Origin of the sequence: Variovorax sp. dw_954 (assembly GCF_018449755.1) — a bacterium.
Classification (GTDB): Bacteria; Pseudomonadota; Gammaproteobacteria; order Burkholderiales; family Burkholderiaceae_C; genus Variovorax.
In genome coordinates this window covers 154,909-166,944 of record NZ_JAAVVD010000014.1, presented here as the reverse complement: position 1 = coordinate 166,944, position 12,036 = coordinate 154,909, and the positions used below count along the sequence as shown (strand labels likewise).

At 70.4% G+C, this 12,036-nt stretch carries 9 protein-coding genes; all 9 read right to left on the bottom strand.

Going from position 1 to position 12,036, the window contains the following annotated elements; genetic code table 11:
- Positions 1-19: 19 nt before the first annotated feature.
- Complete coding sequence (locus tag HB681_RS21760) at positions 20-2,299, bottom strand: hypothetical protein (protein WP_213956950.1); 2,280 nt, start codon at positions 2,297-2,299, stop codon at positions 20-22.
- Entirely contained in the window at positions 2,296-5,202 is a 2,907-nt protein-coding gene (locus HB681_RS21755; protein WP_213956949.1) for a hypothetical protein, read from the bottom strand. Before HB681_RS21755 ends, HB681_RS21760 begins: the two co-directional genes overlap by 4 nt.
- A 7-nt stretch (positions 5,203-5,209) precedes the next feature.
- Positions 5,210-8,497 (bottom strand): putative baseplate assembly protein, encoded by a 3,288-nt coding sequence (locus HB681_RS21750; protein WP_213956948.1) that lies wholly within the window; start codon positions 8,495-8,497, stop codon positions 5,210-5,212.
- A 61-nt stretch (positions 8,498-8,558) separates the two neighbouring features.
- The gene (locus HB681_RS21745) at positions 8,559-8,918 is read right to left on the bottom strand and encodes a GPW/gp25 family protein (RefSeq protein WP_213956947.1); all 360 of its coding nucleotides are present in this window, start codon (positions 8,916-8,918) and stop codon (positions 8,559-8,561) included.
- Between the two features lie 14 nt (positions 8,919-8,932).
- Positions 8,933-9,253 (bottom strand): hypothetical protein, encoded by a 321-nt coding sequence (locus tag HB681_RS21740; protein WP_213956946.1) that lies wholly within the window; start codon positions 9,251-9,253, stop codon positions 8,933-8,935.
- 53 nt (positions 9,254-9,306) lie between these two features.
- A complete protein-coding gene (locus tag HB681_RS21735) occupies positions 9,307-9,864 on the bottom strand; it encodes a phage baseplate assembly protein V (protein ID WP_213956945.1) in 558 nt (185 codons plus the stop codon).
- Positions 9,861-11,006, bottom strand: a complete 1,146-nt coding sequence (locus HB681_RS21730) for a hypothetical protein (protein ID WP_213956944.1) — start codon at positions 11,004-11,006, stop codon at positions 9,861-9,863. The genes HB681_RS21735 and HB681_RS21730 overlap by 4 nt, the downstream gene beginning before the upstream one ends.
- A complete protein-coding gene (locus tag HB681_RS21725; protein WP_256735038.1) occupies positions 10,999-11,367 on the bottom strand; it encodes a LysM domain-containing protein in 369 nt (122 codons plus the stop codon). The genes HB681_RS21730 and HB681_RS21725 overlap by 8 nt, the downstream gene beginning before the upstream one ends.
- The gene (locus HB681_RS21720; protein ID WP_213956943.1) at positions 11,364-12,023 is read right to left on the bottom strand and encodes a hypothetical protein; all 660 of its coding nucleotides are present in this window, start codon (positions 12,021-12,023) and stop codon (positions 11,364-11,366) included. The genes HB681_RS21725 and HB681_RS21720 overlap by 4 nt, the downstream gene beginning before the upstream one ends.
- Between the last annotated feature and the right edge of the window lie 13 nt (positions 12,024-12,036).

Here is a 12,036-nt window from a genome sequence, read left to right as displayed (position 1 = left end):
CTTTCGCACGCTGGGCGTGTCAGTTCTCGACGATCGCGCCGGATTGCAGGCCGACGGGCAGGTACTCGCGCATCCGGATCGCGAGGTCGCTTTCCCTCAGCGGCGCGAGCAACGCGTGGAAGGCGCCCATCTCGCCGCCATCCGACGCCCCGCGCCGGATGACGTCGTCGGTCGAGACGAGCAGCTTCAGGTAGTCCGGGGTGCCGTAGCGGCGGCTCGCGAACAGCGGCTCGGGTCCGGCGAGCACCTGCTGGACGCATTCGTAGTGCCGCGGCAGGCGCGCGCCGACCGGCACGAAGCTGAAGCGCACGCAGCCTTCCTGCTTCCGGTCGGCGACGAGACCGCTGGACCAGCTGTCGATGGATGCCAGCGCCGACCAGAAGATGCTGTCGCTGACCAGGCAAAGCGCCGACGCATGCACCTTGCCAACGACGGTGCAGCCGTTCATCGCCAGGCTCGCACCCGCGGACTGGCCGTCGGGGGCCGCGTGAGCCACGCCGCTGCGGTCGCAGGCGTCGACGATGCAGTCGACGAGCGTCACATCCGCCAGCGGCACCGCCAGGATCGCGCCGAGGATCGCGCCATGGCCCTCCACCTGGCATCCGGGCGCTTCGACGAGGAGCGCCGGCGCTCCGGGAAAGCGCGGCTGGGCGCAACTGCTGGGGGTGGTATCGACGGCCCAGCCCGGCACGAGCGTCGTGTGCGTCAGCTGCAATCGCGCCAGCGCGTTGACGCCGCCGCCGGGCCGAAGCGCCGGAACGTGCAACATCGCGGCGGGCGCCGGCGCGCCAGGCGCCATGCCCGTGTCGGCGGCGATCAGCAGCCCGTTGATCGCCAAGGTACTCGACACGTCTCCCGAGACGTCGATCTGGCCCGCGAGCAACAGGGTCGGCCGCGCCCCGTCGGCGGCACGCAGTTCGAGTGTCGTGCCGGCAGGCAGGTCGACGGCCAGCGCGGGCGAGGCTAGCGTCGCGCTGCCGGTGATCTCGAGCGCCACCGTACCGTTCAGTGCGAGTTGCACGACGGCGAACGCGAGCGCTTGGGCGAGCGTGGCGTAGCGGGCGGGCTGCGCCGTGTCCGGGTACGGCAGCACCCACACGGGGTCGGTCTGGATGAAGCTGGACGCGCGCTCGTATTCGCCACCGCCCAGGTCCGCCGCGAATCCATAGTGCCACGTCGCCGTGACCACCGGCACGGGCGCCGCGCCCGGGTCGGGCAAGGCGAGACGCCCGAGCTCGGGGTCGATCACCAGCGCGTAGGGCTGGGCCGCGCTGGCGGGGCCGGGCAGGTTGCTCCAGGCGCCGTCCGGCCCCGAGAGGTTGGCGACGCGGATCTCGAAGGGGTCGACCAACCGGCCGTCGAGCCACACCGACAGGCTGCCCGTCGGACGGTAGTAGCCGGCGCCTACGCCCGCCTTGAGATCCTCGCAGAGCACGCGCCTGCGCAGCCGGTCGGCGACGTTGGCGGCTTGCACCGGATCGAGGCCGCCTGGCGGCAATGCGCGCGCGCGGTGGAACAGCGGCGTGTCGATGCCGAGCGAGGAGAACCGGAAGCAACGCGGCGCGCCCGCCAGGTTCTTGGCCGAGGCCGCGGCCGGAGCGGCGGTGACGCGATAGGCCGCCTGCGTCCACAGGAAGATGGCGATGTTAGGCACGTTGAACCGCGCGCGGCCCCGGGCGACGGAGCGCACGTCGACCCGATGCATGCAGCGGTCGAAGCCGGTGTCGACGTACAGGCATGTGCGCCAGTCGCGCACGTCGGGTGCGTAGCGGCAATGCCGGCGCAGGTGCCTGACGTACTGGGTGGCACCCAGCAGCTCGAACATCTCACGCGCGTGGGAGCCCCAGCCCGTGAGGTCGTGCGCCAGTTCCTCGATCACGCGCAGCGTGCCCTTGCGCCGCCGCAGCGCGATGGTGCTGGCCACCGCGGCACGCGTGTTGTCGACCGCGGCCGCGATGCCGTGGATCGGGATGTAGCCCACGAGGTCGCCGATGTAGGGGATGACCCATTCGGCACAGGTCTCGATGAACTGGTCGTCGTACAGCTGGTCGAGGTCCTCGGCCATCGCGGCGAGCTGCTCGTCGATGACCATCAGCAACGACTTGAGCGGCCCGCGCGCGGCCTTGGCGAGCAAGCCGTCGAGTTGGAACTGCTGGGGTGTGCCCGGCGCGGGATTGAGCAACTGAAGCGCGCCGAGGGTCGCCTTCTCTGCGGCCGTCAACAGATCGGCCGACAGGGCGATGCGCGCATCGCGCATCCGGTGAACGGCGGGAAGCAGGTCGTAGAGGGACGAGGTCATGTCAGAACTCCGAGCACAAGCTTCTTTGGATCAGGGGCGAGCACGAGGATCTCTGCCGGCAGCGGCAACGTGCCCGGAGTGACGCGCGGGCGATACGGACAGATCGACTGCATCCCGTCGCTGCAGGGCCGCGGCAGCGCCGTCGCCAGGGCCCCGGACATCCACGCGTTGAACGCGGAAACCGACCAGGCCGCGCTGCCGAGGTCGCCCGCGGTGCTCGTCGCCACGACGTCGAGCTGCGTGACATCGACGGCGACCACGCCAGCGACACCCTGGATCAACGCTGCGATCTCGTCGCGCGACACGCCTTGGCCGAAGCCCCGTGCGGCAAAGCAGTAGGTGCGCTGCAACAGCGCGCGGACGGCGGCCTCGACGACGGCGGCGTCGTAGCGCGAGTCGTAGCAAACCTGTGCGCCGACGCGGAACCAGGTCTCCAGGAAGGATTGCGGCCAGACCACGACGTTGCCGCTGCTTGCAGCCGCCAGCGCCGCCACGAGCCGCGCGCGCGTCGGATCGCCGAGAGGCATCGCCGCGCCGCAAGCGCCCGCCAGCGTGAGCAGGACGCCGCGGTACGGTCCGGCCGGAATCCAGTCGGCCTGCGCCTTCGAGATGCCGGCGAAGGCCGCCGCGAAGCGTTCGAAATCCTCGAGCGAGACGGCGCGCCCCAAGGTCATGACGGACAGCGGCGCGTTCGCGCGGATGTCCTCCACGCTCTGCGCGTCCTGGCCGCCGGTCGCCGCCATCGGGTTGGTGACGTCGGAGACCCCGACGGGCCGGTCGACGAGCGTCGTGATGGCGCCGACGCCCACGTTGCTAGCCGCACCCAGTCCGACGCGATAGGTCGCACTTATGTTGTTCTGGCCCGTCGGCAACGTCGCGCCCTCGACGCCGTCGCCAAAGGTCACGCGTGTCGCGCCGCCGCCAAGGTCGGTGCTCGTGTAAACGCTGGCCGTGGGCGCCGCTCCATAGAGCGAGGCGACGGCGTCCCAGGTCACGCCACCGACGCGAACCGCCAGGCTCGATTGCCGCCCCGTCGGCGTGGCGGCGCCGACGTAGGTGAGCGGTGCCTGCTTCAGGACGAAGACCTGGTTCGGCGTCACCGCCGACCCGCTGCCCAGGAGCTCGGTCACCGAGCTGCCGGCGGTGGCCGGGCCCACATTCGCGTTGATCGTCGTGACGGCGCGCTCGTAGCAGGACACCAGCGGATTCTTGAGAACGAGCCGGGTATGGGGTCCGCCGGTCGCCGCGACTAGCACCTGCGCGATTTCGGCGAATTCCTGGACGACCGGATCGTTCTTGTCGCTCGGCGTCAGGTCGAACTGCACCAGCCTGGCGGCCAGCGTACCGCTGCGGCCATTGGCGTCGATGACGGCGAGCGTGAACGACGCCGTCGCGCCGGTCCAGTCGGGGATCTCGCCGCCCGCCGTGAAGAAGGCCGGCGGTCGCGCGACGGCGAACATGTCGCCCATCGCCACGAGCACGGGATCAGAGCCGTCGTCGGGCACGAAGCGCAGGCCGTTCGCCAGGTGGTTGGCTGTCAGCTTCTGGCTCTTGCCCTGGACGGCGATGGCGACGACGCCCGCGAGATCGTCGCGGATCACGTCGAGGTCGACGAACGCGCCGTACAGCGGACAGGCAAGCGGCTTGTCCGTCGTCGCGAGCTCTTCGCTCTGCGCGTAGACGGTGACGCGTCGCGTCGCCTGGTAGGCCGCCTGCAGGTCCTGCCCGAGGTCCACCGTGATGCGGCTGATCTTGGCCGAGCCAGCGTAGTCCGAGCGCGAGACGTTGCTCACCGCTTTCGCCTGGTACAGCGTGAGCGCGCCCGCCGGCGACCGCGTGACGTTGCCGTCGGGCGTCGCGACGACCAGCCAGCTGTCAGGCACGATCTTCGAATACGCTGCGTCGAGGTCGAGCAGGTTCAGCGCCCACAGGTCGTCGCCGGTGGCGTTGTCGCGCCCGAAGTTCCACTCGGGCAAGTCGCCGGAGCTCACGACCTGGCTTGTCTGCAGCGCGCCCAGCGTGAGCGGGGCCAGCATCCGCGGGTCGAGTGCGTTGTAGCCGAACAGCGACGCGCGCTGGCGCAGCGCGAGGAACATCGAATGACGGTGTGCCGGTGCGCTGGTCCCGCCGCCGAGGCCCCCCGCCCAGGTGACCAGAGTGCGCTGGTTCACGGTATCCGTCGTCACCGCGGTCACAATGCGCAGGTCCCAGTGCGTGCTCGTCGACACCTGCAGGTGCTCGTCGCCCACCACCAGGATGGCGTCGCCCGGGTGCAGTTGCGTCGCGGTGCCGGCGAGCCAGGCCTGCGTCTGTCCAGTGGAGGGAAGCCACGCGACGCCCGCGCGCACCGGGAGCGCGTTCCAGTCCGGCTTGGCCAGGATGTCGCGCGAGGTCTCGAAGGTCTGCGGCGTTGCTCCTTGCGCCGGCACGCTCTGCGCGCGACTGCCGGCCGGGATCGTGATCGCCGTGGTGCTCGGATCGGTCGGCAGGCCGATGGCGGCCCGGACGGTGAACGCGAGCCAGGTCGACGCCGACACGCCCGGCGCAGGCTGGTAGCCGATCAACCGGCCCAGGTAAGCCAGCGAGTCGCGCTGGGTCGCGGTGCGCAGGTAGCTCTCGTTGGCGAGGCGCTCCTGGTAGAACGTGAGGATGTCCAGCACGACCGCGCCCGCGTCGAGCAGCGCGATGCTGAAGTCGTCGGTCGAACGCGTCTTGAGGCGCGCCAACGCCGGATAGTCGGCCGACGACAGGCGGGCAAGCATCGTCTCGCGGAAGGTCGCCCACGTGCCGGTGCGGTACGCGATCGCTGACAGCCCGGGCGGATTGTCTTCCCCGCGCGGCGTCTGGACGCTCACGCCCGCGCAGCAGCCGCAGGCGCAGTCGGGGGTGCCGGTGCAGCTCATCGAGGCCTCACTTTCCGCCGACCATGACCAGCCGCAGCCGACCGTGATTCGGCAGGCTCCGGTCGTTGTCCATGCGGGCGATCTGGGACGGGCGCAGCGGGATCTCGCCGCGCCGCAGCGGGACCAACGTCGCGACGCCCTGCGGCTGGAACACCGTCGCGCGCACGCTCGCGACCCCCGCCACGCCGCGCGCGACGGCATACAGCGGACTGAGGTACACCGTCTGCCCGAGCCGGAAGCGTCCCGGCGCGAAGTAGCCGGGCGTGCCGTCCGGCATCCGCCCGCTGCCGAGGGCGGCGGCGAGCGCGGTCCGCACCTGGGCCTGGAACGCGTCGGGGGCGACGCAGACGGTCAGCTCGATCTCGAGCGGCACGTAGTCCGGTCCCTCGAGCTCGAAGTCCTCGCCGGCAAGCCGCGCGCGGTCGATGCGGCGGGCGAGCGCCCTGCGCGTCGCCGTGGCGAGCGCGCCGCCGCTGGCGGGCTCGGCCACGACGAAGGCCGTATACCAGCTGCCGGTCCAGCGCAGCGTCGCCTCGGCGTCCACGATGCCAGCGACGGACTCGGCGACCTGCGCGTAGTCGGCCATGCTGACGGCGCGTTCCTGGGTCAGGAAGGCCTGCGGCGCGCGGCGCCGGATCTGGTCCGCCGTCTCCGCGTCGACACCGCCCACGGCCGCCAGCGGATTCGTCGCGGACACGATGCGCGGATCCGCGACCACGTTCACTAGGCTGTCCGCGCCCACGTTGCCACCACTGCCGTTACCGACGCGACAAAGCGCGTTGAACTGCGTCCCGGCGTCGGGCGCGCGTCCGTTGACGCCGTCCCCGAAGCGCAGCTTCGCAGTGCCGTCGGACTCGACCTCGACGACGAACCCGGCGTCGTCGGGACCCGATTCCAGCAGGTCGGACACGGGTGTCCAGGTGGGACCGGCGGCCGCGGTCGACAGCGTGATTTCGGGCAGCGCCGCACGGGCATCGGTGCGCGTCAAGGCCATCGCGGACTGTGCCAGCGGCGGCTGGCCTTCGAAGGACCGCACCTCGATCAACGCGGACGGCACGCCGCCCGCCGCGGCGATCGTGGCCAGCGTCAGGCCCGCGAAGCGCTCGACGACGCGCGGCAACGCTACGCCGACCCCGCCGGATCCGGGGTTGTAGAGCACCAACAGGTCGAAGGTGTCGGGGGCGTCGAGATGACCTTCGACGAGCACCTGGAATCGCGCCGGCCAGCCGAGCGCGGGTTGCACCTGCAGATCGAGGTAGGGCACGTTCCCGCCATCGACCAGGCTGAAGGCTCCCGCGACCGGAAGCATGGTGGGCGCGGCCGGGAAGTTGGCCGGGTTGGCCGCCGGAAGCAGCGACGTGGGCGACACGCGCACGAAGCGCGACTGCGCGTCGATCGCGAGCGGCGCCGAGTCCGGCTGGTTCGCCGCCAACGTCAGGTCCGGCAAGACTTCGAGGACCACGGGGCCCGCGACGCCGGCCGGGCCGCCCGGCGGATCGAAGACGACAGACAGGTCGAGATTCGTCGGGACGTCCGCGTTCGCCGCGGCAAGGATGCCGAACAGGGGAGGCCAGGCGACCGGCGCCTTCGCCTTCACCAGCAGGCCCGCGTTGCCCTGGCCGTCCACGAGCGCGACGCTGCCGGTCGCCGACAGCGCGACCGGGCTCGGCGTGACCGGCGCGCCGATCAACGGCAGGGGCTGCGCCTGTGTCACCGGGGCTTCCGGCAGCGTCGGCCGGTAGCGAACGGGAAACCGCGCAGGCGCCGTCGGGTTGCACCGATCGACCTGCACCGGCGCGCGCACGAGCGTCGGCGATGGGATGGCCGGCTCCAGCTGGCTGGCCGGCATCGACAGTCCCTGGTCGGCGAGCACGACGTTGCCGAACGCGACGCTGACGTCGACGAGCGATTGCACCGTGCCGTTGGCGTCGAGAAACGACGAGGACAGGCACAGCGCGAACGGCAAGGCGTCCTCGTCGTTCCAGGCGATCTCGGTGACGGGCGTCGGCTTCTGTCCCGCGGCGGTGATCGGCTGCCCCGTCCCCGCCTCGAACAGCGGGTCGACGAGCGTCTGGCCGGACGCGTCCAGCGTTGCGACACGCGTCAGGCGCACGACGCAGCGATGGCGCAGGTCGGCATCGGCGGCGAAGCCGGTCTGCGGCCCGAGCACCTCCTGGAACACGAGCACCTCGCCGGGTTGCAGGTGCGCCAGCGTGCCGAGCAGCGTCGCCTCGGTCGCGCCGCGCGGCAGGCAGCAATTGTGATTGCCCCAGGTGTGGAAGCGCAACTGGTTGTGCTCGAGCCAGAGCGCGGCGTCCTGCATCGGCTCGAACGCGACGATGCCGGCCAGCAAGGCCGCGTGCTCGTTGCCCGCGCCGAATGCCAGCGACACCGTCGGGCCGCTCGGCGAGCTGGTGTGGAAGCGCGCGGCCCCGCGCTGCAGCACGAACGACGCGTTGACGTTCAACGCGACCCACGCGCGGGCGTTGCAGCCGTCGTGGATCGTGTAGTCGACCAGCTTCGCGTGGCGTCGCAGCGAGACGCGGCTGCGCGCCGTGCCGAGGTAGGCCTCGGTCGCGACGGCGTCCTGCCGGTAGCTGAGCTCGTCGCCGGCGTAGGCGAGCAATTCGGCCAGCATGACGCCGACATCCGCCTCGCTGGCGCCTTCCCAGGTCGGCACGAGCTGGCTCAACCGGTCGAGGACGATCGTGCGAAGCGAGCCGTAGTCCTTCGCGAGGTAGTTGATCGGCGGTGGCGGCGGCAGCCCGGGAGGACAGTCGGTGGCCACGGGCTTGCAATCGAAGTCCGGCCCACATTCCACCTTGAACGAGAACGCCACGCAGGCGAGTTGCGGGTCGAAGCCGTCGAGCGGCTCGGTCACGTCGAAGTCGGCGGTGGCGGCGACAGTCGCGTCGTTGACGAGCCGTAGAACGTAAGGAGCGAAGTCGCCGTAGGCATCGGTGCGCACGACCAGGACGCGTGCGGGGTTCGCGATGCCCGCAAGGTAGGCTTTCTCCGCCGCGGTCGCCAGCGGCGGGGAGGGCGCAGCCGGCGCGACCCAGGTCACGGCGATCGACGTGATGCTCTCGCCGCCGGTGACAAGCACGTTGCTCGACGCGAGCGTCGCGGGCACGGGCTTCAGGCAATGCACCAGCAGCGTCCGCTGACGCGGGCTGCCAAGGGGCGCGTCGTGGTCCAGCACCTCCAGGAAGTCGATGCCGTTGAGCGTCGGGTTGCCGAGCACCGCCGCGCGGCGCTGCTCGTCGCAGCAGGCGTGGACGGTACAGCCGTTCATGACGCGACCGCTCCGCCGTTCGCCGCCGCGCGATCCCCTTCGGGAAGAGTCGAGGGCGCTCTCACGAATTGCCTCCGTGCTGGAACGTCTTGACCTGCGGGATGCCCGTGTCCAAAGGCGCGTAGGTGACCGTGACCTTCAGCGTCGCCTCCACCGAAGTCGTCTCGACCGCGATCACCTTGAGGTAGCCGGACAGCCATTTCTGCAGCGCGCCTTGCACCGTCAGCTGCGTCGCGGCGGCGAGTTCGGGGCTGTTCGGGACGAAGGGCAGCTGCAGCAGGCCGCTGCCGAAGTCGGGCAGGTTGACACGCTCGCCAGGCGAGGTGAACAGCACCTGCTCGACAAGCTCGTACAGATAGTCGTCGCCCGCCGACAGCGTGCGTCCGCTCGCATCGAACAGGGTGGGGAAATGGATGTTCATGTCTCGTCCTTTCCTCAGGTCGCCTGCACCAGCGTCTGCGCCGACATCGGCAGCAATGGCGTGCCGGTCGGCGTGCAGGTCGACTTGCCGGACTGGATCGCCACGGGCTGGCCCTGCGAGAAGACCGACGTCGCGCCGACCAGCCACTGGCCCATCACGCACGGCCCGTTGCCCGGCGGCGGAGCGAAAGCGCAGCCCGCGATCGAGTAGGGCGCGGCAATCGTCGCGACCGCCATGCCCGAGACGAAGACGCACGAGCTCACCTCGGTCGGCACGGCTTTGCCGCCGTGCGCGCACGTGACGACCGCGCCGAGATGAAGAATGGGACCGGGCATCAGCGGCTCCCGTCCACGGCAAGGGGTATCGCGCCGGATTTCATCGCATCGCCTCAGCCGCCACCGACCACGGTGAGCGCCGTTTCGTTGACCGCGACGGTGTTGCCCACCAGCGTGATCGATGCGCCGTGCCCGTTGTCGATGTAGATGCCCGTCGCATTGACCACGATGCTGGCCCCGCCCGCGCGAAGCAGGATGCCACCGCCCGTGGGCGTGGGCGCAGCGTCCGAGACGACCAGCACGCTCTGCCCGGTAGTCTGCAACACGATGTTCTGGCCCGGCGGGATCGCCGGCGGCGCGGTGCCGAGCGTCGGCACGTCGCTGCCGTCGCCCCAGAAACCGCCGCTCCAGATGGGGCTGTTCGTGTCGCCCTGCTCGAACTCGATCCAGACCTGCGAGCCGATGGGCGGCACGATCAGGCAGCCCGCCTGCATGCCCGCCGCCGGCACGCAGGGCATGCACCAGCTGCTCACCGATTCTCCGAGCACCGCGCTCACCTGCGCGATGATGCGGCCCATCTGCTTCGGATCGACGTTGTCCGTCACCAGGCCGCGGAACTTGCCGTAGTAGCGCTGCTGCCCCGCGGACGGATCGAGGGCGTTCGTGCTCATGCGGCCACCGTCGGCACCGTCGAAGTCAAGCCGTTGCGCGTCAGCGTGAAGCTCTGCTTGTATTCGCCGCGCTTGATCTTGTGCGTGACGCTCTTGACGTAGTACAGCCCGTCGAAGGCAGGCCCTGCGCCGCGCACTCCGACGAGCTGGCGCGCGCCGAGAACGCGGCCGTAGCGCGAGACATCGAGGCTGCCCTCGCAGGTGACGACTTCCGCGCTCTGCGCCGCCGCCGCCAGCCCCAGCATGATGGCTCGCGACACCGGCAGCTTGGCAGCGTCCTCGCGGAACGGCTTCAGGTCGGGCGGCACCAGGTTGGTCGGCAGCGGCATGATCGCGCCCAGGGGCGGGTTCAGCGGCGTCACCGACGGGATCGGGATCGGTATCGAAGCGCCGGTGTCCTGGTTGTAGACATAGAGCAGCGGGATCTTGAAGCGCTCCTGGTCGTACGCGAAGTGCAGGTTCTCGACGTTCGTGTAGGCGTCCATATCCAGGTTCAGCGCCGGCTGCACGGGGCCAACCTTGATCTGCGGGCCCCAGTAGGCCGTGCTGGCGCCCACCGCCGGGCCGGCCTGGAGGTAGAAGACGTAGCCGACCTCGTCGGCCATGCTGCGCAGGTAGGCGAAGTCCGTCCCTTGCTGCCCCGGGGTCTCGTCGATGGGCAGCGACACGTCGACCATGACGCTCGGGATGATCACCGGCACGATGCCGAAGAACGCGTACTTGGCCAGCAGCAACGCCACGCGCGCCTCCCGCGGACACGCAGGGAACGGAAAGCCGCTCAGATTCGACTGATCCATCAACGCGGTGAGGTCGCGCCCGGTGATGGTCAGCGTCGAGTTCGATCCCTTGTCGCCCGGCGCGATGTGGTTGTTGGTGATCACGCCGTCGATCAGCACGCTCGCGACGCCGTTGACGGTGGCGACCAGGATGCAGCGCATGAACAGCAGCGGCTGTCCGCCGGTCAGCAGGAACAGGATCTGCAGCGGCGACTGCTTGTCGATGCTGAATTCGATCTGGAAGCCGCTCGGGCCGGTGTCGTCGGTCTTCACCTCGACCCGGGCGAGCGCGTCCATCACGGGCCGCGGCGCCGTGGCCGGGACGATCGGGCCGATCAGCAGCGAGAGCTGGACGCTCTTAATCACCGGTTCCTCCCGGCACGCCCTGCGGTGTCGTGATGACGACCACCTTGCCGAGCGGCGTCGTGAGTTCGGACGGTTGCATGACGCCGTTGGCGTCGCACACCAGCCACGCCATCAGCGGATCGCCCAGGTAGCGCGCCGCGATCAGGTCGGGGCGGTCGCCCTCGACCACCGTGTGCCGGTTGACGACGGCGTAGTTCGGCGCCCCCGGTTGCGGCACCAGGCGACGCTGCAGGTACGCGACCGCGTGGCCGTCCGGCGCCGTGTACTGCAGGACGGCGGACCCGTAGTAGCGGCTGTCCATCGGAAAGGTGACCGGCGGCACGACGCCAAGCTGCATCATCGCCAACAGCGGGTAGTTCATGGCAGGCCTCCAAGACCGAGCACGGTGAGCGCCGGTGAAACGGCCCTGGCGGCCAGCGTCTGCTTCTTCGTGAGGTAGGCCATGAAGAGACGCCCGCCGGGATGCGAGAAGCCGAGGTCGTCGATCGTCAGCACGCGCATGCCGAGACTCACCTTGGCCCGGATCGGGTTCAGCTGCGGATCGAACGCCTGCTCGGTGATCGAGAAGTCCGTCAGGCGCACCGGCACCACGCGCGTCGCGCTCCAGACGAACAGCGTGACGGGCTGTTCCAGCGGCAGGATCTCCAGCGTGCCGGCATTGGCGAGCGCATCGTCGGCGAGCAGGCTCTCGACGCTCGGGTTCACCAGCATCTCGAGCTGCGCCAGCGCCGGGTGCAGGCCGTATTCGACCGCGTCCGGGAACCGCTGCGGGAACTCGAGCTGGTCGGTCGCGTCGAAGTCGGCCTCGAGCTTGATCGTCTCGATGGCCGGGCCGCGCAGGCGCAGCGCATCCACCCGGTTGCCGTCGGCCGATCCCGGCGTCGCCTGCACCTGCAGCGTCCTCGAGAGCGAGTCCGGGTTGTACTGCAGCGCGATGACGCCGAGCACGACGCTGGTATCGGGATCGAGCGTGATGATGCCGCCCTTGACCAGGCGCGGGGAGATGGGCGAGGTCATGGGTGGGCTCCCG